The sequence below is a fragment of the Roseovarius sp. YIN77 genome (assembly GCF_057219155.1).
On the sequence record NZ_JBXVVI010000008.1, the window covers coordinates 41,538 to 63,432 of the forward strand.

Here is a 21,895-nt window from a genome sequence, read left to right on the forward strand (position 1 = left end):
GGCTGCCCCAGGGGTGGCCTATTGGCATGGTGCCTTTGACACACGCGAGACAGTGCCAAAGGAGACCACAATCATGACATTTCGCATTCGGGGGCTGGAACCGGAGCAGTTTGAGCCGCTCTACGGCCTGGCAGAGGAGGATTTGGCCGCACAGGGAGTGATCCGCTACCGTGTCGATGAAACGCCGGGATTTCCGGACCGTGTGAGCATGACGGATTTACAAATCGGTGATGTCGCCCTTTTGTTGAATTACGAACACTTGCCCGTCACTTCGCCCTATCGGTCCCGACATGCGATTTTTGTCAAAGAGGGGGCCACTGTCCCTTACGACGCAACCGATGAGGTGCCAGAGGTCATGTCCAGGCGCATCCTGTCGTTGCGCGCAATCGATGCAAAGGGGCACATCATTGATGCCGGTCTGGCCCAAGGCGCAGAGATCGAAGCGACGATCAGAACATTTCTGGGCAATCCGGCGGTCGATTACATTCACGCGCATTTTGCGCAGCGGGGATGTTTTGCCGGACGGATTGACCAGGCCTGACCCTATACTGCCGAACTGTGCCCGGCCTTGGACAGGTCATAGGCGTCAAAGGCGCGGGCCACCATCCGGGTTAAGGGCCGGGCTGACTCTGGGATGATCAACAGGTCATTGCTGACAAGAAGCAGCCCGTCAAATTGCCGATCTACCTGCGTGAACATCTGGTGTAGGTCGGCAGGGGAGAGGCCGAAATTCGCTGAGATCTCCTGTGCGTCGATCTTGAAATCACACATCAACATCTCGATCATTCGGGCGCGCATCAGATCTTCGCCTGCAAAGGCGTGACCTCGGCTGGTGGCAAACTGGCCGGCCCGGATGCGTTGGGTATAGGCAGAGGTGGCGGGGGCATTCTGGGCATAGCCGCCGGGGAAACGGGAAATTGCAGATGCCCCCAACCCGATCAGGCTGTTCGCCTGATCATCGGTATAACCTTGGAAGTTCCGTTTCAGCTGACCTGTGACGGCAGCACGGGCCAGCCCGTCATCCGGGCGGGCAAAGTGATCGATCCCAATCGCATCATAGCCATCCCAAACAAACAGATCGCGGGCGGTGTTGAACAGTGTCAGGCGCTCTTCGGGTGTGGGCAGTTCATCTGACGGGATCATCTGCTGGCGTTTGGCCATCCACGGCACATGGGCATAGCCATAAAGCGCCACGCGATCGGGTGACAGGGAAAGAAGCTTTTGCACCGAGTCTGCCATGCGGCGGCGATCCTGCCGGGGCAAACCATAAAGGATATCCGCATTCAGGCTGGCCACACCACGATCCCGCAGCATATCAACCGCCTCCTTGGTGATCTCGTAGCTTTGTTCGCGGCCGATGATTTTCTGGATTTCGGTGTCGAAGTCCTGAACGCCGATAGAGGCGCGGTTCAACCCTGCGGCCACCAGCCGATCCAACCGGGCGGCGTCGATCTCATTTGGGTCAATCTCGACTGAGAATTCAGAGTTGGGACCAAGTGGAGCAATTGCATGAATGGCTGCGGCAAGCTCATCCATCATGTCGGGGTGAAGCAACGTGGGCGTGCCACCACCCCAATGCAGGCGCGACAGGCGTGTGCCCTGCGGCAGATGTTCGCCTAGCATGCGAATCTCTGCCAGGAGCGTATCGAGATAGGCCCGAATTGGTGCCATGCTTTGTGTGCCTTGCGTTCGGCAGGCGCAAAACCAGCACAATCTGCGGCAAAAGGGGATGTGGATATAGAGTGAAACCTCTGATCCTTCTGGCAAGACACTGATTTGGCTTAGGAAAAAATTTTCGCCAAGCTGCGCGCTAAATTGCGGAGCGGTCGGGTAGCTGGTATAGCGGGGCACGCGCGCGTCAAAAAGACCGAGGCGAACAAGTTGTGAATGATCAGTCATTCGCCTAGATTGAACAAATAATGCGCGAATGACTTTGACCCAAATCAAGTGAGTATCCACGGTGGCAGCAATTGGCCTGAAAGTGAGTTCTAAAGATTGCGGTGATTGCCCGATCCGGGAGCGTGCGGTCTGCGCGAGATGCGAGCCCGATGAGCTGGATGAGCTGGATAAAATCAAATTTTATCGCAGTTATGAGGCGGGTCAGCCGATTACCTGGGCCGGAGACCACATGGAATTTGTGGCCTCTGTTGTCACTGGGGTGGCCGCGCTCACCCAAGTCATGGAGGATGGGCGCACGCAGATGGTGGGCCTGTTGCTGCCATCCGATTTTGTTGGCCGACCCGGGCGCGCGACGGCCGCCTATAATGTGACTGCGACAACCGATTTGGTTATGTGTTGTTTTCGCAAGGCGCCATTTGAAAAGATGATGCGCACCACGCCGCATGTTGCCGAACGTTTGCTGGAAATGACGCTGGACGAGCTGGACGCCGCGCGGGAATGGATGTTGCTATTGGGGCGGAAAACGGCGCGTGAAAAGATTGCCAGCCTGCTGGCGATTGTGGCCCGGCGTAGCAATACAGCGAATGCGTCCGTCACGACCGGGGCGTTAAGTTTTGAGTTGCCACTGACCCGCGAAGCGATGGCGGATTACCTTGGCCTGACGCTGGAAACCGTCAGCCGCCAAATCTCTGCCCTGCGCAAAGAGGGCATTATTGAGCAGCAAGGAAAGCGCCGCATCAGCGTGCCGGATATGGGCCGACTGATGGAAGAAACCGGTGATGACACAGATGGCGGGTTGCTTGATTAGGATGCGGATCTTTTGCCTGCTTACACTGATGAGTGGGGTGATGGGGTGCATGCATGGGGATGAGACCATCTCTGGCTATGTGAACCGAGATGCGATCTGGCATTTGCAGGAATTGGATGGTGAGGAGTTTACAGCCCAGGCCAGCGTGCAGTTTCCTGAATCCGGGCAAGTTACGGGATCTGGCCCCTGCAACCGTTTTTCCGCGATACAAACCGCGCCTTATCCCTGGATCAGTGTCGAGGCGTTGGCCGCAACAAAACGCGCCTGCCCAGACTTGCAGCAGGAGCAGCAGTTTTTTGAAATGTTGCAATCCATGTCGCTGGCAGAGGTCAGCGGAGATGCCTTGTTGCTGAGCAATGACAATGGTCGCCAGATGCTATTTCGCACGGATCAGCCCTGACGGGTCAGCCGATCAATCAGTCTTTGGCGCGCTGGTGGTAGCGGGGAGTTTCCCAGTGATGTGGCCAGCCAATGGGTCAGGAAATAGCCCGTTGTCGTCAGGCCCTGCGCAATGTCCTCGTCACTGACCGGGCCTTGGCCCAGAAAACACTGCGGCAGTGGCAGCAGCCGATCCACCCAATCCCCTGCACCCTGCCGACTGACAGCGCGCCCTGTGCGGGGGGAGACATACATCAGATCATCGCGGCTGCCAGTGGCGGCACATTTGGTGAGGTCCAGACCGAAACCCAACTCTTCCAGCAGTGCCAGTTCCCATCGCAGATAGGCCAGTGGCCATGCCTCTGTGGCGTTCAGAAGATCCAACAGGGTCACACTGCGTTGATAAAGGGGTGGGTGCGGCTCTCGTTCCGGCAGGGCGAATTTCAGCAATGCGCATATGGCGTTGAGCCCGGCCAGAGTCAGACGATCATTCAGGGCCGATGAGCGGGATCGCAGCGGTTCCACGGTGAAGCTGCCCAGATGATCCTCCAACCGGGCGCGCCATGTGACATCCAGCTGTGCACCGGGTTGCAGGATGGCGGCGTATCGTTTGGAGGCACCCCCACGCACCACACCGGCGTGGCGGCCGTGGTCACGGCTGAACACTTCGATAATCGCAGAGGTTTCGCCGTGGCGTCTGACCGCCAGAACTGCCCCTTCATCACGCCATTCCATGGGGGGATATTAGGCCAACGCCGTGTCGCAGCAAGAGCAATTGCAGACGCTGCGGTTCAGGTTAGCCCCTCTTGATCCAGCAGGTGCCGACCTTCGCGATCCTCAACCTCGATCACCCAGAGATCCGGATCAAAGCTGGCCTGTTTTTTTGTGGCGACGTCAACCTCTGTCTCGGCACCTTCGGCCAGTATCATCCAACGGCGTTCCCCGGTCATCAGATCATAGCTGCGTTGCCACAGACTGGCCTGACCATCGAGCGTGTTCATCTTGATCAGTACGGCACCTGCGGTGTTGTCGCCGCGACGGGTGACAAAGGCCGGGATATCAAAGCGCTGTAGGCGCCGCAGATAAGCGCTGACCCAAAATTCCGCTGTCAGGCGGGCGGTCATGAATTCCCGTCACGAAAATCCAGACCCATTTCCGAATAACGTTCGGATTCTTCCAGCCAGTTCGGGCGGACTTTGACTTGCAGAAACAGGTGCACCTTGCGGCCCAGGAATTCCTGCAATTCCTCGCGCGCGGCCTTGCTGACGGCCTTGGCGGTTTCGCCTTTCTTGCCCAGAATGATGCCTTTGTGCCCATCGCGGGCGACATAGACGATCTGATCGATGCGGGCAGAGCCATCCTGGCGCTCTTCCCAGTGTTCGGTTTCCACCGTCAGTTGGTAAGGCAATTCCTGATGGAGCCGCAGGGTTAGTTTTTCGCGGGTGATTTCGGCGGCGATCATGCGCAGCGGCAGATCGGCAATCTGATCTTCGGGATAGAGCCACGGGCCCGTGGGCAGTTCCGCCCCCAGCCAATCGCGCAGATCCTCGACCCCGTGGCCCTTTTCCGCCGAGATCATAAAGGTTTTTTCAAACGGATAGGCGTCGTTCATTTTCTGCGTCAGGGCCAGCAGATCGTCGGATTTAACCCGGTCGATCTTGTTGATGGCCAGCGCCACACGTTGTTTGGGGGACATCCGGTCGCGAAGAGTGTCCAGAATTGCCTCAACCCCGCGCGTCATGCCTCGATGCGCCTCGATCAACAGCACGACGATGTCCGCGTCGGCAGCACCACCCCAGGCAGCAGCGACCATGGCGCGGTCCAACCGCCGGCGTGGCTGAAACAGCCCCGGCGTGTCGACGAATACAATTTGCGCATCGCCTGCCAAGGCCACACCTCGGATACGAGCGCGTGTGGTTTGCACCTTATGCGTCACGATCGAGACTTTGGCCCCGACCATGCGGTTCAACAAAGTGGATTTCCCGGCATTTGGTTCGCCGATCAAGGCGACAAATCCGGCGCGGGTGTCTGACATGGTTTTATCCTTCAAGCTGCGAAAGCAGCGTTTCAGCGGCCTGTTGTTCGGCCTGGCGTTTTGATCCGGCCTGTGCGCGGGCAGATTGCCCGTCTTCCAACATGGCCTCTATGGTGAATTCTGGTGCGTGATCAGGGCCTTGACGGTTGAACACTGTGTATTTCGGCGGTTGCTGCCCACGGGCCTGCGCCCATTCTTGCAGCGCGGTCTTGGCGTCTCTCGCGTCTGCCTTCACCTGATGAACGCGATTTCCCCACAGGTGCAGGATCATGTCGCGGGCCGCGTTAAACCCTGCGTCCAGATAGACGGCGGCAATGACAGCCTCCATCGCGTCACCCAACAGGGCCTGTTTGCGCCGCCCGCCAGACATCATTTCAGACCGGCCTAGTTTCAGAACCGCGCCCAGATCGACCTCTCGTGCGATTTCGGCGCAGGTTTCCTTGCGCACCAGGGCATTGAATCGTGGAGCAAGTTGGCCTTCGGCTGCGGATTGATCTGCGGCAAATAGCGCCTCTGCCAAGGCCAAACCCAGCACACGGTCGCCCAGAAATTCCAACCGTTGATTGTCCTCCCGGGTGGGGGAGGACATCGACGGATGGGTTAAGGCTGTGATCAGCAGACCGGGATTTGAAAAACGATGCCCGATCCGGTCTGAGAAAGCTTTGAGTTCGGCAGATAGTTTCACTCGATCGCCTTGAAGAATCGGTCTGACCGCCATGTCCAAAAGAAGAACATGGACCGCCCGGCAGAAGAGAAGATAACGCGATCCGCACGGCCGATCAGGTTCTCAAATGGCACAAAGCCAACACCGCGCGGTTGACGCACACGGCTGTCGGTGGAGTTGTCGCGGTTGTCACCCATGAAGAAATAATGCCCCTCTGGCACCGTGTAGATACCAGTGTTGTCAGAGCTTTGTTTTCTGATGTTCAGGACATTGTGGACAACGCCGTTGGGCAGCGTTTCACGCGCACGTTCCTTGATACACTGGTCGCCCTGGCGGTTGAAACATTGCGGAATGGCCTTTTGTGATCCTTGTGGTTGATAGGCTTCCACAAAATCATCAATGGGCTCTTGCGGAACCGGATCGCCGTTCAGAATGATCTGACCGTTTTGGACCTGAATGACATCCCCCGGCAAGCCAATCAGGCGTTTGATATAGTCCTGGCCGTTGGCAGGGTGGCGAAACACGATGACATCGCCTTGTTCGGGTTCAGAGCCCAGAATGCGGCCTGAAATCGGGCACAGACCGAACGGGCAGGAATATTGCGAATAGCCATAGGCCATTTTGTTGACGAACAGGAAATCGCCGATCAACAACGTGTCTTTCATCGACCCGGAAGGAATCCAAAAGGGTTGAAAAAACAGCGTGCGAAACACACCGGCTATGACCAAAGCCCAGACGATTGTTTTGATCGTCTCGACGATGCCTTCGCCCTTTTTTTCGACGGTTTCGTCGCGCATAAAAATACCTTTCACAGACCTGCTTGCGCTACATGCGGTTTGGGGCAGGAGGAGTCAAGTTTCCGGGGGCTTGGGGCGGGCCTCGATCACCACAAAAGCCTGCGCCCAGGGGTGATCATCGGTCAAAGTTACGTGAATGATGGATTCAAAGCCTTCTGGAGTCATTTCGGCAAGCCGTTCGGCGGCCCATCCGGTGACATGCATCACAGGTTGGCCTGTGTGCAGGTTGGTGACGGACATATCACGCCAGCTGATCCCCATGCGCAGGCCGGTGCCGAGCGCTTTGGAACAGGCCTCTTTCGCAGCCCAGCGTTTGGCATATGTGCCGGCAGTATCGGCGCGGGCCTCTGCCTTGCGCTGCTCAATTTCGGTGAAGACACGGTTGCGAAAGCGATCCCCGAACCGATCCAGGGTGCCCTGAATGCGGTCGATATTTGCCAGATCTGTACCGATACCCAAGATCATCTAAAGTTCCAGAACCGCCGTGCCCAGTTTACTGCCGGAGGCAACCAGATCATGAGCTTTGGCAATATCACTCAGGCCCCCGCACGGGATCGCGGCATGTGACAGGAGGTCGGCCATCAGCCATTTGTTCAACTGCGCCTCCCCCTGCCGCCTAACCTCTGGTGACAGCAGGTAGACGATCAGCATCCTTAGGACCGTGTTTTTGAACATGAACGGGTAGAAGTCGAGCGTGGGATGCATGACACCGGCAGAGGCATAGGTGGCGATGGTGCCACCGGGTTTGATCAGGGCCAGCGATGCCGCCTGATTGGCGCCGAAATCGACATCGACAATGCGGTCCACACCGGCGCCGTTTGTCATTCCCAGAACTGTCGGTATTACGTCGGTATCGCGGTAGTTTATCCAGTCTTCGGCGGTGGAATGTTTGGCCTTTTCTTCCGACGATACAGTAGTGATCACCCGTGCCCCGCCCAGCCGCGCCATTTGGCAGGCGTATCGGCCAACCGTTCCGGCACCACCGGTGACCAAGATGGTCTTACCCTCGATCGGGCCATCAGAGAAAAGCGCATACCACGCGGTCATGGCAGGTATGCCCAGACAGGCCCCGTCGACAAAGCTGGTGGTGTGGGGCAGGGGAACGGCCTGATCGGCGGGCAGGGCGATATATTCAGCCGCCGTACCAAAGGCGCGTTTCCACTGACCGTTCCAGATCCAGACGCGCTGGCCCACGCGTTCGGCATCGACGCCTTCGCCTACCGCCTCGATCACACCGGCCCCGTCTGAATGCGGAATGATGCGGGGAAATTCCATCACTGCGCCCGGACGGGCCCCGGCACGCAGTTTCACATCGGACGGGTTGATGCCCGTGGCGTGGATACGCACCAGAACCTCGCCGGGTTTCGGCGTTGGGGTTGGCAGGTCCGCGATGGTCAGGACCTCTGCAGCGGGGCCAAATTTTTCGTAAAAGGCGGCTTTCACAGGGGTCTCCTCATTCCAGTCGGGTTGTCAGGACGCGCAGGCTGGCCGCGCCGAATAATGCAGCAAAGGTCAGTTCGAACCAGCGGCGCATGTGGTGATAGATGCGCACGACGCCGCTTGTTGAAAACAGGAATGCATAACCAACAAAGACAAGGATCGAGCCAGCGAACAGAAGGGCGAACATCTGATATAGCGTGGCGAATGATGCATCCGCAGGCACGGCTATGGCATAGATCGCCCCCCAACCAAGAATCGCCTTGGGATTAGTGAGGTGGATCAGCGCACCTTTTACAAAGATTTTCAGGGCACTACCGGAATGGGCCTTGTGCAAAAGTGATTTATCCGGTGCAAATGCCGAACGTACAGATTTCAGCGCCAAATACATCAGATAGGCCGCGCCCACATAGCGCAAGATGGTAAAGGCCCATGCATTCGTCAACATCAAAGCCCCCATGCCGAGGGCCGCGGCAATGCCCCAAAACGCGCTACCTACCAAAATGCCGATGGCAAAGATCACACCAGCACGTCGACCAGTATTCATGGAGGTTCCGGCAATCGACAATGTTGCCGGACCAGGGGAACCCGCAGCGATTACCCAGGCAAAACAGAGCGCAGCAAGTTCATAGCCGTTCACGCCCGCGCCTCATCCATCAATATCCGCATTTTCTCAATGGCCGGTGTCAGGCCGCGAAAGATTGCCTCGCCGATCAGAAAGTGACCGATGTTGAGCTCCATGACCTCGGGGAAAGCAGCAACAGGTTTGACGGTATCGTAGGTCAGGCCGTGGCCTGCATGCACTTCCAGCCCCAGCGAATGGGCAAAGGTGGACATGTCGCGCAGCGCTTCCAGTTCGCGGTTGGCATCATCGATGCGGCCCTCGGTGAAGGCATCGCAATAGGCACCGGTGTGCAGTTCAATGACCTCTGCCCCGATGCGGTTTGCGGCCTCGATCTGGCGTTTGTCGGCGGCGATGAAAATCGACACGCGGCACCCGACATCACGCAAGGGCGCGATGAAATGGGCCAACTTGTTTTCCTCTCGCGCGACTTCCAGTCCACCCTCGGTGGTTTTTTCCTCGCGCTTTTCTGGCACAATGCAGACGGCATGGGGTTTGTGACGCAGGGCGATTTTCTGCATCTCGTCTGTCGCGGCCATTTCGAAATTCAGCGGGATCGTCAGTGTTTCCATCAACGCGTCGATGTCGTGATCCAAAATGTGGCGGCGATCTTCGCGCAGATGGGCAGTGATCCCATCGGCGCCGGCCTCTTGCGCGATACGGGCGGCGCGCACAGGGTCGGGATATTCGCCGCCGCGCGCGTTGCGTACGGTTGCCACGTGGTCGATATTGACACCAAGCCTGAGCTTGCCGACATAGTTGGTCATTTTCTGTCTCTCCAATGAGTCTTTTGGCAGACCCTAGCTTTGATTATCTGCCTCGTCAGCCTTTTTGGCGGCTTTTTTTGCCTTGAGTTCATCAAGCTTCGCCATCAGGCGGCCACGGCGACGTTTTTTGTACGCGGTGATGACCGGGACCGACACGTAATACATGGCGATCCCACAGATGGTGCCCGGAATAATCCCGCCGATGAGATAGGGTAGAAATACCTCGTGATAAAATACACCCAGGCCTGTCCAATCGGCCACTTCGCTGGTGAACATGGCCCAGAAATTGTCTGTCAGGTTCTGGCCTGCGCCTGCAAATATTTCGCCAAGCGATTCATGTGCGCGGCTGGACCCGCCGGTGCCCAGCAGCAAATGCCCCGTGTTCAGGCTGACAGCGGCGATCACCGGGAAGGTGATGGGATTGCCGAAAAAGGTGGCCAGGAGGGCCGCCAGCATATTGCCGCGGATCAGTTTGGCCAAAAGGACGGCAATGATGAAATGTAAGCCAAATAACGGAGAAAAGCTGACCAGCACCCCGATGAAAATCCCGCGTGCAATACGATGGGGCGGATCGGGCAGGCGATTGAGACGGTGTTTGACATAGCGATAGGCGCGATACCAACCACCACGCGGATAGATAAAGTCCGAGGTGGCCTGTAGTGCTGAACGTTTATCGCGTCTTTTAAATACCACGAGGGTGGCCTTGTCGTTTGCGCCGGGGCGCGGATTAAGGTTTTCGCTCCGGGTCGCGATGACGTTCGATCGCCGCGACATCGCTGTCTGCTTCCAGGGCGTGTAATATGGCGTGCAAATGTTCGGCGTCGCGCAGATCCACATCTACCAGAAGGCGATAGAAATCGGGTTTGCGGTCGGCAAAATGCAGGTCTGAGATATTGGCCTTTTGTTCGCCAATCAATGTGCAAATTCGTCCCAGTACCCCGGCATCGTTGCGGATGGTCAAATTCAGGCTGACGGTGTGAACGGCGGGGTGGCGGCCGCTGTGCCAGTGCAGATCAATCCAGCGGTCGGGCTGATCATCATATTGGGACAGCACCTCGCAATCGATGGCATGCACCAAAACGCCGCGTCCACGATAACTGATCCCGACGATCCGTTCGCCGGGAACCGGTTGGCAGCACTGGGCGCGTTCAAATCCCTGATCCCCGGCCAGACCGACAATGGCGCGGTTGGCTTCGATCTCGTCCCCGCTTTTCGGGGCCAGATCGGGATAGAGCGTTTCGACCACATCGCGGGCCATCATTTCGGCGCTGCCCAAACGGGCCAAAAGTTCATCTGCCGTGGCGATGCCTAATTGCCGGGCCGCTGTTATCAACGCCTTGTCAGAGGCTTTCTTGCCCACATGTTCAAACGAGACACGCGCCAGTTCGCGGCCCAGTTTGATAAAACGTTCACGATCCTCTTCGCGCAGGGATTTGCGGACGGCGGCCTTGGCCTTGCCGGTGGCGACAATATCAAGCCATGTCGCCTGTGGGCGCTGGCCCTGGGCGGTCATGATCTCGATCGATTGGCCGTTTTTCAGGCGGGTCCAAAGGGGCACGCGGATGTGATCAACCTTTGCCCCCACGCAGCTGTCCCCGATGCGGGTGTGGATTGCATAGGCGAAATCCAGCGGTGTTGCCCCGCGCGGCAGCTTGACCACGTCGCCCTTGGGGGTGAAGCAAAAGACCTGGTCGGAGTACATCTCCATCTTGACATGTTCGAGAAACTCGTCGTGATCCTCGGCGGTTTCAAACCGTTCTTTCAGGCCGGTGATCCATTCAGCGGGGTCAACGGCAAACGGGTTTTCGGATTGTATTCCATCACGATAGGACCAGTGTGCGGCAACACCGGATTCTGCGACCTCGTTCATCTGTGCGGTTCTAATCTGAACCTCAACCCGCTTCCCATCGCGTCCTGAAACGGTGGTGTGGATCGAACGATAGCCGTTTGATTTCGGTTGGCTAATGTAATCTTTGAACCGGCCGGGAACCGCGCGCCAGCGTTGATGGATTGCGCCCAGGACGCCGTAACAATCGGCCTCTGACTGGGTGATGACGCGAAAGCCGTAAATGTCTGATAGGCGGGAAAAGCCCTGATCCTTTTCCTGCATTTTGCGCCAAATCGAATAGGGTTTTTTGGCGCGCCCGAAGACTTCGGCAGAGATGTCCGCCTTGGCCAGTTCCTTTTCGATGTCGCTGGTGATTTTCTCGATGACATCGCCGCTTTCTTTCTGCAGCGTGATGAAACGGCGCATGATCGAGGTGCGGGCCTCTGCGTTCAGAACGTTGAAGGCCAGATCCTCCAACTCATCCCGCATCCATTGCATCCCCATGCGCCCGGCCAGCGGCGCAAAGATATCCATGGTTTCGCGGGCCTTTTGGGCCTGCTTTTCCGGGCGCATGGATTTGATCGTGCGCATGTTGTGCAGACGGTCGCCGAGCTTTACCAAAATCACCCGCAAATCACGAGACATCGCCATGAAGAGCTTGCGGAAGTTTTCGGCCTGCTTGGTTTCGGACGACGACAGCTGCAGATTGGTCAATTTAGTCACGCCATCGACCAGTTCAGCGATTTCGCCGCCAAAGCGTTTCTTGATCTCGGTATAGGTGGATTTGGTGTCTTCTATGGTGTCGTGCAAAAGCGCGGTGACGATCGTCGCATCGTCCAGCTTTTGTTCCGTCAGGATGGCAGCGACGGCGATGGGATGACTGAAATAGGGTTCCCCAGAATGACGGAACTGGCCCTCGTGCATTTCCATGCCATAGGCATAGGCGTCACGAATGAGGGTGTCATTGGTTTGGGGATTGTAGTTGCGGACCAGTTGGATCAGGTCATCGACAGAGATCATCCGGTCCGCTTCCTTTGGCGATAGGGCGCCCTTACTGCTGCCCCTGTGCTTCCATCAGGGCGCGCAGCAGTTTTTCGTCGTTCAGGTCGTCTTCTGCCGGTTTGTCGACCTCTGCACCCATCAGAAGGGACATGGAATCCTCTTCGGGTTCGTCCACCTCGATCTGGGTCTGATGGCTTTCGATCATCCGTTCGCGCAGCTCGTCGGCGGTTTGGGTCTCTTCGGCGATTTCGCGCAGGGATACGACAGGGTTCTTGTCGTTGTCACGATCCAGCGTCAGGGCGTCACCGGCAGCAATTTCGCGTGCGCGATGGGCGGCGAGTACGACCAGTTCAAACCGGTTCGGAACCTTGTCAACGCAATCTTCAACGGTAACGCGGGCCATGGATGCTCTCTTTCGTATCTCTGATATCAGAAATCGTGTTTTTAAGCTGATCCAACAGGCTTGACAACCCCGATTCAGTCTTGGTCAGGGGGTGTAAGCGGCACTATTTGCTGCAATTCTGCCGGATCAATGGCGCTGAGCATTTCCTGAACCGTCAGATTGGAAATAGGGTGGCGCCAGTTGGGTGCCAGATCGGCCCAGGGCACCAGAACGAATCCCCTGTCCTGAATGCGCGGATGCGGCAAAATCAGCTGCTGGGGGGCCTGGGATTTTTGCTGTTCCAGCGGCAGGTCGCGCCAGGTTGAATAGGTTTCGATGTCGGGCAGGATTTGATCGTCAAAACTCAGCAGGTCTATATCCAGCGTCCTGGGTCCCCAACGTTGATCGCGCACTCTGGCATGTTTTGCCTCTACCGCATGCAGATGATCCAAAAGCGTGTTGGCATCAAGCGAGCTGTCAAGTTCGACCACCGCATTCACGAAATCCGGGCCCGCGCCAATCGGGAAACAGGGGGTCCGGTAGAATCGGCTGACGGCGCGAATCACAACTTCGTGAACGCCGATATCTCGTATACATGTCTTTAAGCGCAGGCAGAGCAGGTGAATATCATCCGGATCGTTCGCGCCAAGCGCGATAAACGCTTTGGAAATGCGATTATTATAGGTAAAGGGTTGCGACACCACGATTTTTGCCTCAATTTGCAGACGGTTCTGTCATTCCCAGCCTAGCGGTTTTTTTATTGATCTGGCTACCACTCACTCACACCGACGGGACCGCGTATTGAAAGGAATTTAAATGTTTTACAAGGACGAACGGCTTGCGCTGTTCATCGATGGCTCCAATTTGTACGCTGCAGCCAAGGCTCTTGAGTTCGACATCGACTACAAACTGCTGAGACAAGAGTTCATGCGCCGGGGGAAGTTGTTGCGGGCGTTCTATTACACCGCTTTGCTTGAAAATGACGAATATTCCCCGATCCGGCCACTGGTCGACTGGCTGCACTATAACGGGTTCAGCATGGTGACGAAAACGGCCAAGGAATACACGGATTCCATGGGCCGGCGGAAGATCAAGGGCAATATGGATATCGAACTGTGCGTGAATGCCATGGAACTGGCGCCGCATGTCGATCACATCGTGCTTTTTTCGGGCGACGGGGATTTCCGCCCGCTGGTCGAAAGCCTGCAACGGCAGGGTGTTCGGGTCTCTGTGGTGTCCACCATCAAGTCGCAACCGCCAATGATTTCTGATGAATTGCGCCGTCAGGCCGATAACTTTATCGAGCTCAACGACCTGCGCGACGTCATCGGTCGCCCGCCGCGCGAACAGTAAGCCGTTTGGGGCGCGGGGTTACTGCCCCGCATTAGCATTGATCTGGTTATGTTGATTGATGATGCGATCTGGCCACTTGCTTTTGACATAAGCAAGGGTGGCGAGGATTTCGTCGTCGCTGAGGATGTCCTGAAAACCCGGCATATCAGAGACGTAGCCGCCACCGACCAGTTCTGACATTCCGTATTTAGTGACCAAGAAATTTTGTTGGTCGGTGTGGTGCCATGTATGCCCCGTCGCATCATGAGGTGGGGCTTTGGCGCGGCCCTCATCCGTGGGGGTGCGCCAGTTTTCCTGACCTTCCAAATCGCCCCCATGACACGCGGCGCAGTTTTCGGCATACAACTCTTTGCCCTGGGCAACCGCTTGGGAGTTGTCATAGGGCACCAACCCCTGGGTCTCTGGGCTTGACTGGTTCATCGCGATCACTGCGCCTGCGATCAGGACAGATAAGGCGCCGATGACAAGATAGATGCGTTTCATTGCTTTCCCCGTGTTTCGGGCTGTATCAGAGATTCCAGTGCTGGAAGGTCAAGAACCAAATTAAGTTTTGATGATCAAGCAGGATGGACCTGACGAAGTGTGCAGGCTACATCATCTGCAATTGAAATGAGGTGAACCCGTGACCAAACCCCCGCTTACCCTTTACCTGGCCGCCCCGCGCGGGTTTTGTGCAGGCGTCGTGCGGGCGATCAAGATCGTTGAAATGGCGCTGGAAAAATGGGGGGCACCGGTTTTCGTGCGCCACGAGATCGTGCATAACAAGTTCGTTGTCGACGGGTTGCGGGATAAGGGCGCGGTCTTTGTCGAGGAACTGGATGACTGCCCGGACGACCGGCCGGTGATCTTTTCCGCCCATGGCGTTCCCAAGGCCGTTCCGGCAGAGGCCGCCCGGCGTGAGATGGTCTATGTCGATGCGACTTGCCCGCTGGTCAGTAAGGTTCATATCGAGGCCGAGCGTCATTCGCAAAACGGATTGCAGATGGTGATGATCGGTCATGCTGGTCACCCGGAAACAGTGGGCACGATGGGGCAATTGCCAGAGGGCGAGGTGCTGCTGGTTGAAACAGTGGATGATGTTGCCACATTGGATGTGCGCGATCCAGACCAGCTGGCCTACATCACCCAGACGACCCTTTCGATTGATGATACGGCGGATATCGTCGCGGCGCTGAAGGCGCGGTTTTCGGCCATCGTCGGGCCGCATAAGGAAGATATCTGTTACGCCACCACAAATCGCCAACATGCGGTCAAGGCGATGGCGCCGAAGGCCGATGCCATTCTGGTGATCGGGGCGCCAAACTCTTCAAATTCCAAACGATTGGTAGAGGTCGGGTCTGCTGCCGGATGCAGCTATTCCCAATTGGTGCAGCGCGCCCGTGATATTGATTGGCGCGCGTTGGAAGGTATCCGTTCCGTGGGGGTCACGGCGGGGGCTTCGGCGCCAGAGGTTTTGATTGAAGAGGTGATCGACGCCTTTCGCGCCCGGTTTGATGTAACCGTTGAACAAGTGGAAACCGCCCAGGAAAACGTCGAGTTTAAAGTGCCTCGTGTGTTGAGAGACCCGGTATGACCGACGCCCGAACTATCGCGGTCTACAACCGCCAAAGCGATGATTATGCGGCGATGATGGATCGCGAGGCTCAGCAGGACCCGATGATTGGTCGGTTCATCGCGGCCTGTCCCGAAGGCGGGCACGTGCTGGATCTGGGATGTGGTAGTGGCCATTACACGCGCCGAATGGCAGAAGCTGGGTTGCAGGTATCAGCGTTGGATGCGTCAGAGGCCATGGTCGAAATGACATCGCAAATCCCGGGAGTGACGGTGCGACTGGGCCAGTTTGATGATCTGATCGACGAAAATGCCTTTGATGGGATCTGGGCCTATTTCAGTCTGTTGCACGCGCCTCGCGCAGATCTTCCCGGTCATCTGGCCCGGATTGCAAAGGCGCTGCGCCCCGGTGGCGTCTTTTTCATGGGGATGAAACGCGGCAGCGGATATGAACGCGACACGCTGGACAGATTTTACGAATATTATGAACGAGAAGAGTTGGAAAAGTTGTTGTCTGCTGCGGACCTAACCCCGGTTGAACATTGGTATGGCAAGGGCGCGGGCCTGTCGGGCCATGTCGCGGGCTGGGTGGTGATCCAGGCCCATGGCTGATTTGTTTGCCTATACTGACGGCGCCTGTTCCGGCAATCCCGGCCCGGGAGGTTGGGGCGTGCTGCTGCGTGCGATGGATGGTGACGTGGTTGCAAAAGAACGCGAATTGTCAGGTGGGGAGCCCGAGACCACCAATAATCGCATGGAACTGATGGCTGCGATCTCTGCGCTGGAAGTTCTGGATCGACCCAGCAAAATCACTGTGGTGACGGACAGTTCCTATGTCAAAGATGGGATCACCAAATGGATCCATAACTGGAAGCGTAACGGGTGGAAGAAAAAGGGCGGCCTGAAAAATGCTGAGCTTTGGCAGCGACTGGATGCGGCGCAAGCCCGCCATGACGTGACTTGGGAATGGGTCAAGGGTCACGCGGGGCATCCGGAAAACGAACGCGCTGATGAATTGGCCCGCGCTGGGATGGCCCCGTTTAAGCCTAAGTCAGAAACCGACGCCGGATAGGTAAGTTCAAGCGGGTGCTGGATATTCCTGCCCCTGATAAGCCTTCCTTTCGCCAAAAATACCTCGGGGTGAATGCGGCCCAGGCCGCAGAGGGGCAGTGCCCCTAAACAGATCAGCGCCCGGAAAAATAGCGCTGATAAATCCAGATCAGCGCCATTGCCCCCAGCACCGCGCCGACAAAGCCCGACATCCAGCCCATCATGGACAGTAGCGCACGCAGGACAAGCCCGCCCACCAGCGCGCCCATTACACCGATGGCGACGGTAAGGATCAGATTGGTTTCGACCTTCATCAGGCGCGTGGCAATCAGGCCTGCTGCGGCGCCGATTATAATGAGCAAAATTGGAGTCATGGATATCCTATTTTTTCCAATGAGTTGGAACGATGATCAGCGCCCCGATTGACGAGACTATGGCATTCATTCCGGGGCTGCCAAATCCGATCCCGAACATGATGCGGATAAAATAGGCCAGAAATGCCCCGCCGACGCAAATGATGATCGACGGGATCACGCCGTTATGGGTAAATCCTGATTTTTCGCAGGCATAGCCCACGATGCCGGCAATGACCACCGTGCCAAAGAGAGTCAGAAACACCGCAAGCTCCGTCCAATATGCGTGCGGTTACCCTGCGCCCAATTTGGGCGTGGGATCAAGTGTTGTGTTCGCAGATCGCGTTATTGACCCATATTCCAGATATCCCAGTTCAAGAGCAGGCTACCGTCCTCGGCGCGTTGATAAACCACGAGATACTTTCCACCGACTGTTACCGTGCCGCCAGAGCCGTCTGGTGCCTCAAGGGTGAAAGTCCCCATTTCATTGACGGTGTCGCCAAAATCCATGATGCCGGTTGTGGTCAGATCGGCATTTTTGATGCCGGCATCCATGAGCGATTGCCATAAAGCCTGCGCCGCTTCGCGTCCTTGAACGACCCCTGCGTCGGGTGGTAGCAGAATGGCATTTTCGGTATAAAGCATGGCATGCGTAGCGGAATCGCCTGCGTTAAACGCCTCTTCCCATGCGATTTGTGCAGCAAGCACTTCATCAGCTATGTCGGCCATCGCAATGGTGGTCGAACTCATTAGCAATGCAGCGGCAACAGTATACAAATTACGTGTCATCTTGGTCCCTCCGGTTACAATGATTTGTACGGCCAGAAGGTTCCTTGCCTTAAACGTAAGCTATCATGAAATGTCTAAATCGCAATGCGTTAACGCAGATATGGCGATCATTGCAGCCGTTTGGGAAGCTCAAACCCACGGATGAGGTCCGAGGCATTCATCGGCCCTTTGCCGGCGCGCTGGGCGCGGGTGATCTCGACCGCGCCGGTCCCGCAGGCAACGAACAAAGGGGGTTCGATGATCGTGCCCGGTTCCCCAGACCCATCCATCATGCGGGAATGCAGAAGTTTCAGGCGTTCACCACCGGCATCGCACCATGCACCGGGGAAGGGGGAGAGGCCGCGGATTTTTCGATCAACCTCGGCGGCAGACAGAGCCCAATCAATCCGCGCCTCTGCCTTGTCGATTTTTTCGGCATAGGTCACGCCGTCGACAGGTTGGGGCGCTGGGGTAAGCGTGTCGAGTTTCGACAGCGTATCGGTGATGGCCTGACCGCCCAGAACGGCCAGACGATCATGTAATTGGGCAGTGGTTTCTTCGGCTTTGATGTCTGTTTCGCGGGTTAACAAAACCGGGCCAGTGTCCAGTCCGGCCTCCATTTGCATGATGCTGATACCGGTTTTGGCATCGCCTGCCATGATCGCCCGGTGGATCGGGGCTGCGCCGCGCCAACGCGGCAACAAAGAGGCGTGGATGTTCAGACATCCCTTGGCCGGGGCATCAAGAATGGGCTGTGGCAAAATCAGCCCATAGGCGACCACAACGGCCAGATCAGCGTCGAGTGCGGCGAATTCGGCCAATGCCTCCGGCGTTTTCAGGCTGGTCGGGTGGCGTACAGACAATTCCAGATCAGCGGCGCGCTGGTGGACCGGGGTGGGGCGGTCCTTCTTGCCACGGCCTGCCGGGCGGGGAGGTTGCGTATAGACACAGGCAATCTCATGCCCGGCATCGATCAGCGCATCCAGTGCGGTGACCGAAAACTCCGGCGTGCCCATGAAGATCAATCTCATCCCTGTCTCCGCAGTTTTTCAGCCTTTTTCAACAGCATCTGGCGTTTCACGGGCTTCAGATGACCAAAATACATCTTGCCGTTCAGGTGATCGATCTGGTGCTGGACGGATGTGGCCCAAAGGCTGACAAAATCGCGTTCCTCGACCTCTCCGGCCTCGTTCAGAAATCGCACGGTCACGGCACGGGGGCGTTCGATCTTGGCCCAGACGCCGGGTAGATTTGGACTGGCCTCATCATGAGAGCGCAGCTTGACAGAGCTATGAAGGATTTCGGGATTGGCGAGCTTGACGACCTGACCGCGTTCTTCCGAACAATCGACCACGGCTAGACGTAACATCACCCCGATTTGCGGGGCGCCAAGGCCCAGCCCCGGCATCGCCTCCATCGTGTCGACCATATCTGTCCAAATCTGGCGAATGTCATCGGTGATGGCTTCCACCGGTTCGGCAACGCTGCGCAGCCGTTTGTCAGGCCATGGGACAAAGGGGCGAACCGTCATCCGCGTGCCATTTCGCGTTTCAGTTTCTGCATCTTGCGGGTGATCATCTGACGGCGCAGGGGTTTGAGATAGTCGATAAACAGCTTGCCGTTCAGGTGATCTATTTCGTGCTGAATGCAGGTCGCCCACAGCCCGTCGAAATCTTGTTGGAGTTCCTCGCCATCCAGACCCAGCCAACGCACCGTCACCTCTGCCGGGCGTTCGACATCGGCGAATTGTTCAGGGATGGACAGGCAACCTTCCTCATAGACATTCAGATCGCTGGACGATGCGATGACTTCTGGGTTGACCAGCACCATGGGTTGGGGCGCGGCCTCTTCCTCTTTGATGCAATCCATCACGATGATCCGGTCCAGAATGCCGATCTGGGGCGCAGCAAGGCCAATGCCTGGTGCGTCATACATGGTTTCCAGCATGTCGTTGGCCAGCGCCCGCACCTCGTCTGAAATATCGGGCAGAGGTTGGCAGACCTTCTTCAGGCGCGGGTCGGGATGGATCAGGATCGTACGCTTTGTCATGGGGCTGATTTAGGCGATGAAAGCGGCGGGTGCAACGGCCCTTGCACCTGCGATGAAAGCGGTTAGCTTGTCGCGGAACTGTTGCAGGGGATGACCATGAGTTTTGATGAGGTGATGGATCGGTTCGGCAAAGGAACCGCCAAATGGGACGGAATGAAGATGGTCACCGGGGTGGATGCGCCGGGTGGTCTGCCCATGTGGATCGCCGATATGGATTTCGCCCCGGCTGATATTTTGCAGCGCACGGTTCAGAATCTGCACGACGCCGCGGCCTATGGGTATTTCGTGGGGCAGGGTGACTACCACAAATCCGTCGCCTGGTGGATGAAAGAACGCCATGGATGGGAGGTCGCTATGCCGTCGATCCTGTCGACCTATGGTTTGGGCAATGCAATCGCGCTGTGTCTTCATGCCTATACCGAACCCGGTGATGAGGTGATCATTTTCACCCCGGTCTATCACGAGTTTGCGCAGAATATCATGCGGGGCGGGCGCGTGGTGCGTGAAAGCCCCTTGGTGGTTCAGGATGGTGTATATCGGATGGATCTGGAGGCGTTGGAGGCCAGTTTGTCGGGACGTGAAAAGGCCGTTTTGTTCTGTTCGCCGCATAACCCGGCAGGCCGGGTCTGGAGCGTTGAAGAGCAAAAAGAACTGGCAGCCTTCTGCGCGCGTCATGATCTGTTGCTGATCGTTGATGAGATTCATCATGATCTGGTCTATTCGGGACATAAACACGTGCCTCTTGCCGTGGCCGCCCCGGAGGCCGAGGATCGGCTTGTCGCCCTGACTGCGGCGTCCAAGACATTCAACATCGCGGGCACGCGGATCGGCAATGTGATCATTCCCAATGGTGATTTGCGCGCGCCCTTTGAAAACTTGTTGAAGGCGTTGGACCTCAAGCCCAATCTGTTCGGCCTGAAAATGGCACAAGCGGTGTATTCCCCTGAAGGGGCAGCGTGGGCTGATGAGCTGATTGCGTATGTCGAAGAAAACTATCGGGTTTTGCGGGACGGCTTGTCACAAATCCCCGGTGTGCAGGTGATGCCGATGCAGGCGACCTATCTGTCTTGGGTCGATTTCACCAATACCGGGATGGAGATGTCGGAGGTAATTCGTCGCGTGAAGGGCGATGCCAAGATCGCACCGAGTGTTGGCGCGGATTTCGGCACCGGCGGCGCGCCCTATCTGCGGTTTAATATCGGGACACAGCGGGCACGGGTAGAAGATGCGGTCACCCGTTTGCAGACGGCGTTTTCTGATCTGCAGTAACGACCCAGGCCTTAGAACTGTAGCCGGAGCCATGCCTCAAACGCATCCACGTCAGGATGCCGGTTGGCCTGAGTTTCTGTTCGCGCGATATAGTGAGATTGCCCCAGTGCAACCGGTTTGCCTGCGATATGAAGGGGGCGACCCGCCTCGATCGCTTGATGTGCAAAGCGTTCAATGACGATGGCGCATCCCAGATTGGCGGCGACCATTTCCATTGCTGCTACTGACGTATCAGACATTAGGCGCATTGTCGGCATCTGTGGGACCAAGCCAAAGGCGGTCAGGTAACGGGCCCAATGATCGTCAAACCCCAAAATATGGATCGGTCGTTGTGACAGCAGATCCTCTGGTCGTTTGATATCGCGATGGTTGGTTTCGCTGATGACCGGAACAATGAATTCGTCTGACAGCTTGATCAGATGGGGTTTGGCAAATTCTTGCGAAGACAAAACGATATCGATGTCAACAGGTTGTTGATCGGCCTGGCTTTTCCACAGTGACGTTACCAGTTTGATCGCCACATCTGGATGATTTTTCTGAAAACTTCCTAGTTTGGGTGACAGCCAAACAATAAACGCCATGGACGCGCGGATAACGATGGTATTGGTTTGCCTTGGTCCAAACAGGCCCGTGGTCGACATTTCAATCGTTTCTAGGGCGGCTCGAATTGAAACAAGATAAGCCTTGCCCATTTCTGTTAACTGCAGGCTTTTGGCGCGGCGGATGAACAGCTTGTCACCCAGTTGGGATTCTAAGGCTTTGATATGTTGGCTGACCGCGGTTTGTGTGATGCCGGTTTCAATACCCGCAGCTGTAAAGCTTAGCAGCCTTGCTGCGGCCTCAAAGCTGCGTAGCCAGTTCAGGTTAAGATTGCGCGACATTT

General features: G+C 56.8%; 30 protein-coding genes. 8 read left to right on the plus strand and 22 right to left on the minus strand.

Annotated features, from left to right (window positions below):
• The first annotated feature begins 73 nt into the window (after positions 1-73).
• Complete coding sequence (locus AC2D8P_RS09065) at positions 74-541, plus strand: DUF1203 domain-containing protein (RefSeq protein ID WP_484702131.1); 468 nt, start codon at positions 74-76, stop codon at positions 539-541.
• A 2-nt stretch (positions 542-543) separates the two neighbouring features.
• Here AC2D8P_RS09065 and hemN read toward each other — a convergent pair whose 3' ends face one another.
• Positions 544-1,899, minus strand: coding sequence for an oxygen-independent coproporphyrinogen III oxidase (gene hemN / locus AC2D8P_RS09070; RefSeq protein ID WP_484702132.1), 1,356 nt, complete (start codon positions 1,897-1,899; stop codon positions 544-546).
• An 82-nt stretch (positions 1,900-1,981) separates the two neighbouring features.
• On the opposite strand from hemN, the gene fnrL reads away from it, so the two are divergent.
• Together fnrL and AC2D8P_RS09080 are read left to right on the plus strand one after the other, a co-directional pair.
• Positions 1,982-2,707, plus strand: coding sequence for a transcriptional regulator FnrL (gene fnrL, locus AC2D8P_RS09075; protein WP_484702133.1), 726 nt, complete (start codon positions 1,982-1,984; stop codon positions 2,705-2,707).
• A gap of 40 nt (positions 2,708-2,747) precedes the next feature.
• Entirely contained in the window at positions 2,748-3,107 is a 360-nt protein-coding gene (locus tag AC2D8P_RS09080) for an META domain-containing protein (RefSeq protein ID WP_484702134.1), read from the plus strand.
• On the opposite strand, the gene recO is transcribed toward AC2D8P_RS09080, so the two are convergent.
• The 13 genes from recO to folK all read right to left on the minus strand — a co-directional run bounded on the left by recO (position 3,098) and on the right by folK (position 13,320).
• A complete protein-coding gene (gene recO, locus AC2D8P_RS09085; protein ID WP_484702136.1) occupies positions 3,098-3,820 on the minus strand; it encodes a DNA repair protein RecO in 723 nt (240 codons plus the stop codon). The two genes, AC2D8P_RS09080 and recO, sit on opposite strands and share 10 nt — an antisense overlap.
• Before the next feature lie 56 nt (positions 3,821-3,876).
• Positions 3,877-4,209, minus strand: a complete 333-nt coding sequence (locus AC2D8P_RS09090) for a DUF1491 family protein (protein ID WP_484702137.1) — start codon at positions 4,207-4,209, stop codon at positions 3,877-3,879.
• A complete protein-coding gene (gene era, locus AC2D8P_RS09095) occupies positions 4,206-5,120 on the minus strand; it encodes a GTPase Era (protein WP_484702139.1) in 915 nt (304 codons plus the stop codon). The genes AC2D8P_RS09090 and era overlap by 4 nt, the downstream gene beginning before the upstream one ends.
• Positions 5,121-5,124: 4 nt before the next feature.
• A complete protein-coding gene (gene rnc, locus AC2D8P_RS09100; protein ID WP_484702140.1) occupies positions 5,125-5,805 on the minus strand; it encodes a ribonuclease III in 681 nt (226 codons plus the stop codon).
• Positions 5,802-6,581, minus strand: a complete 780-nt coding sequence (gene lepB / locus AC2D8P_RS09105; protein ID WP_484702142.1) for a signal peptidase I — start codon at positions 6,579-6,581, stop codon at positions 5,802-5,804. The genes rnc and lepB overlap by 4 nt, the downstream gene beginning before the upstream one ends.
• A 54-nt stretch (positions 6,582-6,635) precedes the next feature.
• Complete coding sequence (acpS, locus tag AC2D8P_RS09110; protein ID WP_484702143.1) at positions 6,636-7,046, minus strand: holo-ACP synthase; 411 nt, start codon at positions 7,044-7,046, stop codon at positions 6,636-6,638.
• Positions 7,047-8,024, minus strand: a complete 978-nt coding sequence (locus AC2D8P_RS09115; RefSeq protein ID WP_484702145.1) for an NADPH:quinone reductase — start codon at positions 8,022-8,024, stop codon at positions 7,047-7,049.
• 10 nt (positions 8,025-8,034) lie between these two features.
• Positions 8,035-8,658 (minus strand): LysE family translocator, encoded by a 624-nt coding sequence (locus tag AC2D8P_RS09120; protein ID WP_484702146.1) that lies wholly within the window; start codon positions 8,656-8,658, stop codon positions 8,035-8,037.
• Positions 8,655-9,407, minus strand: coding sequence for a pyridoxine 5'-phosphate synthase (locus AC2D8P_RS09125; RefSeq protein ID WP_484702147.1), 753 nt, complete (start codon positions 9,405-9,407; stop codon positions 8,655-8,657). The genes AC2D8P_RS09120 and AC2D8P_RS09125 overlap by 4 nt, the downstream gene beginning before the upstream one ends.
• A 33-nt stretch (positions 9,408-9,440) precedes the next feature.
• On the minus strand, positions 9,441-10,181 hold the full coding sequence (locus AC2D8P_RS09130; protein ID WP_484702148.1) for a DUF2062 domain-containing protein: 741 nt from the start codon (positions 10,179-10,181) through the stop codon (positions 9,441-9,443).
• The gene (locus AC2D8P_RS09135; protein ID WP_484702150.1) at positions 10,135-12,255 is read right to left on the minus strand and encodes a RelA/SpoT family protein; all 2,121 of its coding nucleotides are present in this window, start codon (positions 12,253-12,255) and stop codon (positions 10,135-10,137) included. The genes AC2D8P_RS09130 and AC2D8P_RS09135 overlap by 47 nt, the downstream gene beginning before the upstream one ends.
• Positions 12,256-12,286: 31 nt before the next feature.
• Complete coding sequence (gene rpoZ / locus AC2D8P_RS09140; protein WP_484702151.1) at positions 12,287-12,640, minus strand: DNA-directed RNA polymerase subunit omega; 354 nt, start codon at positions 12,638-12,640, stop codon at positions 12,287-12,289.
• Positions 12,641-12,714: 74 nt separating this feature from the next.
• Positions 12,715-13,320 carry a 2-amino-4-hydroxy-6-hydroxymethyldihydropteridine diphosphokinase gene (gene folK, locus AC2D8P_RS09145; RefSeq protein WP_484702152.1) on the minus strand — a complete coding sequence of 202 codons (606 nt, stop codon included), beginning with the start codon at positions 13,318-13,320 and terminating at the stop codon, positions 12,715-12,717.
• A gap of 115 nt (positions 13,321-13,435) precedes the next feature.
• Between folK and AC2D8P_RS09150 the strand changes: the two genes are divergently transcribed.
• Entirely contained in the window at positions 13,436-13,972 is a 537-nt protein-coding gene (locus AC2D8P_RS09150; protein ID WP_484702153.1) for an NYN domain-containing protein, read from the plus strand.
• Positions 13,973-13,990: 18 nt separating this feature from the next.
• On the opposite strand, the gene AC2D8P_RS09155 is transcribed toward AC2D8P_RS09150, so the two are convergent.
• A complete protein-coding gene (locus AC2D8P_RS09155; protein ID WP_484702155.1) occupies positions 13,991-14,455 on the minus strand; it encodes a c-type cytochrome in 465 nt (154 codons plus the stop codon).
• Between the two features lie 139 nt (positions 14,456-14,594).
• Between AC2D8P_RS09155 and ispH the strand changes: the two genes are divergently transcribed.
• Genes ispH through rnhA form a run of 3 tightly spaced genes read left to right on the plus strand, consistent with a single transcriptional unit; the run spans position 14,595 to position 16,595 of the window.
• Positions 14,595-15,545 (plus strand): 4-hydroxy-3-methylbut-2-enyl diphosphate reductase, encoded by a 951-nt coding sequence (ispH, locus tag AC2D8P_RS09160; protein ID WP_484702156.1) that lies wholly within the window; start codon positions 14,595-14,597, stop codon positions 15,543-15,545.
• Entirely contained in the window at positions 15,542-16,135 is a 594-nt protein-coding gene (locus AC2D8P_RS09165; RefSeq protein WP_484702158.1) for a class I SAM-dependent methyltransferase, read from the plus strand. The genes ispH and AC2D8P_RS09165 overlap by 4 nt, the downstream gene beginning before the upstream one ends.
• The gene (gene rnhA, locus AC2D8P_RS09170) at positions 16,128-16,595 is read left to right on the plus strand and encodes a ribonuclease HI (RefSeq protein ID WP_484702159.1); all 468 of its coding nucleotides are present in this window, start codon (positions 16,128-16,130) and stop codon (positions 16,593-16,595) included. The genes AC2D8P_RS09165 and rnhA overlap by 8 nt, the downstream gene beginning before the upstream one ends.
• A gap of 112 nt (positions 16,596-16,707) precedes the next feature.
• On the opposite strand, the gene AC2D8P_RS09175 is transcribed toward rnhA, so the two are convergent.
• The 6 genes from AC2D8P_RS09175 to def (AC2D8P_RS09200) all read right to left on the minus strand — a co-directional run bounded on the left by AC2D8P_RS09175 (position 16,708) and on the right by def (AC2D8P_RS09200) (position 19,743).
• A complete protein-coding gene (locus AC2D8P_RS09175) occupies positions 16,708-16,947 on the minus strand; it encodes a GlsB/YeaQ/YmgE family stress response membrane protein (protein ID WP_484702160.1) in 240 nt (79 codons plus the stop codon).
• 7 nt (positions 16,948-16,954) lie between these two features.
• Positions 16,955-17,191 (minus strand): hypothetical protein, encoded by a 237-nt coding sequence (locus AC2D8P_RS09180; RefSeq protein ID WP_484702161.1) that lies wholly within the window; start codon positions 17,189-17,191, stop codon positions 16,955-16,957.
• 80 nt (positions 17,192-17,271) lie between these two features.
• On the minus strand, positions 17,272-17,715 hold the full coding sequence (locus AC2D8P_RS09185) for a YybH family protein (protein WP_484702163.1): 444 nt from the start codon (positions 17,713-17,715) through the stop codon (positions 17,272-17,274).
• Between the two features lie 107 nt (positions 17,716-17,822).
• Positions 17,823-18,725 carry a methionyl-tRNA formyltransferase gene (fmt, locus tag AC2D8P_RS09190; protein WP_484702164.1) on the minus strand — a complete coding sequence of 301 codons (903 nt, stop codon included), beginning with the start codon at positions 18,723-18,725 and terminating at the stop codon, positions 17,823-17,825.
• A complete protein-coding gene (gene def / locus AC2D8P_RS09195; RefSeq protein ID WP_484702165.1) occupies positions 18,722-19,225 on the minus strand; it encodes a peptide deformylase in 504 nt (167 codons plus the stop codon). Before def (AC2D8P_RS09195) ends, fmt begins: the two co-directional genes overlap by 4 nt.
• The gene (gene def / locus AC2D8P_RS09200; protein WP_484702167.1) at positions 19,222-19,743 is read right to left on the minus strand and encodes a peptide deformylase; all 522 of its coding nucleotides are present in this window, start codon (positions 19,741-19,743) and stop codon (positions 19,222-19,224) included. Before def (AC2D8P_RS09200) ends, def (AC2D8P_RS09195) begins: the two co-directional genes overlap by 4 nt.
• A 96-nt stretch (positions 19,744-19,839) precedes the next feature.
• Here def (AC2D8P_RS09200) and AC2D8P_RS09205 point away from each other — a divergent pair, with 96 nt between their 5' ends.
• Entirely contained in the window at positions 19,840-21,012 is a 1,173-nt protein-coding gene (locus AC2D8P_RS09205) for a MalY/PatB family protein (protein WP_484702168.1), read from the plus strand.
• An 11-nt stretch (positions 21,013-21,023) separates the two neighbouring features.
• On the opposite strand, the gene AC2D8P_RS09210 is transcribed toward AC2D8P_RS09205, so the two are convergent.
• On the minus strand, positions 21,024-21,893 hold the full coding sequence (locus tag AC2D8P_RS09210; RefSeq protein WP_484702170.1) for a LysR family transcriptional regulator: 870 nt from the start codon (positions 21,891-21,893) through the stop codon (positions 21,024-21,026).
• Between the last annotated feature and the right edge of the window lie 2 nt (positions 21,894-21,895).

Coding starts and splice junctions, on each gene's coding strand:
- AC2D8P_RS09210 (WP_484702170.1), bottom strand. CDS start 21,893: ATGTCGCGCAATCTTAACCTGAACTGGCTACGCAGCTTTGAGGCCGCA.
- def (WP_484702165.1), bottom strand. CDS start 19,225: ATGACGGTTCGCCCCTTTGTCCCATGGCCTGACAAACGGCTGCGCAGC.
- AC2D8P_RS09205 (WP_484702168.1), top strand. CDS start 19,840: ATGAGTTTTGATGAGGTGATGGATCGGTTCGGCAAAGGAACCGCCAAA.
- hemN (WP_484702132.1), bottom strand. CDS start 1,899: ATGACTGATCATTCACAACTTGTTCGCCTCGGTCTTTTTGACGCGCGC.
- era (WP_484702139.1), bottom strand. CDS start 5,120: ATGTCAGACACCCGCGCCGGATTTGTCGCCTTGATCGGCGAACCAAAT.
- AC2D8P_RS09175 (WP_484702160.1), bottom strand. CDS start 16,947: ATGACTCCAATTTTGCTCATTATAATCGGCGCCGCAGCAGGCCTGATT.
- AC2D8P_RS09130 (WP_484702148.1), bottom strand. CDS start 10,181: ATGTCGCGGCGATCGAACGTCATCGCGACCCGGAGCGAAAACCTTAAT.
- recO (WP_484702136.1), bottom strand. CDS start 3,820: ATGGAATGGCGTGATGAAGGGGCAGTTCTGGCGGTCAGACGCCACGGC.
- AC2D8P_RS09185 (WP_484702163.1), bottom strand. CDS start 17,715: ATGACACGTAATTTGTATACTGTTGCCGCTGCATTGCTAATGAGTTCG.
- AC2D8P_RS09165 (WP_484702158.1), top strand. CDS start 15,542: ATGACCGACGCCCGAACTATCGCGGTCTACAACCGCCAAAGCGATGAT.
- lepB (WP_484702142.1), bottom strand. CDS start 6,581: ATGCGCGACGAAACCGTCGAAAAAAAGGGCGAAGGCATCGTCGAGACG.
- AC2D8P_RS09125 (WP_484702147.1), bottom strand. CDS start 9,407: ATGACCAACTATGTCGGCAAGCTCAGGCTTGGTGTCAATATCGACCAC.
- AC2D8P_RS09090 (WP_484702137.1), bottom strand. CDS start 4,209: ATGACCGCCCGCCTGACAGCGGAATTTTGGGTCAGCGCTTATCTGCGG.
- AC2D8P_RS09065 (WP_484702131.1), top strand. CDS start 74: ATGACATTTCGCATTCGGGGGCTGGAACCGGAGCAGTTTGAGCCGCTC.
- fmt (WP_484702164.1), bottom strand. CDS start 18,725: ATGAGATTGATCTTCATGGGCACGCCGGAGTTTTCGGTCACCGCACTG.
- AC2D8P_RS09080 (WP_484702134.1), top strand. CDS start 2,748: ATGGGGTGCATGCATGGGGATGAGACCATCTCTGGCTATGTGAACCGA.
- def (WP_484702167.1), bottom strand. CDS start 19,743: ATGACAAAGCGTACGATCCTGATCCATCCCGACCCGCGCCTGAAGAAG.
- AC2D8P_RS09135 (WP_484702150.1), bottom strand. CDS start 12,255: ATGATCTCTGTCGATGACCTGATCCAACTGGTCCGCAACTACAATCCC.
- rpoZ (WP_484702151.1), bottom strand. CDS start 12,640: ATGGCCCGCGTTACCGTTGAAGATTGCGTTGACAAGGTTCCGAACCGG.
- acpS (WP_484702143.1), bottom strand. CDS start 7,046: ATGATCTTGGGTATCGGTACAGATCTGGCAAATATCGACCGCATTCAG.
- AC2D8P_RS09150 (WP_484702153.1), top strand. CDS start 13,436: ATGTTTTACAAGGACGAACGGCTTGCGCTGTTCATCGATGGCTCCAAT.
- rnhA (WP_484702159.1), top strand. CDS start 16,128: ATGGCTGATTTGTTTGCCTATACTGACGGCGCCTGTTCCGGCAATCCC.
- AC2D8P_RS09155 (WP_484702155.1), bottom strand. CDS start 14,455: ATGAAACGCATCTATCTTGTCATCGGCGCCTTATCTGTCCTGATCGCA.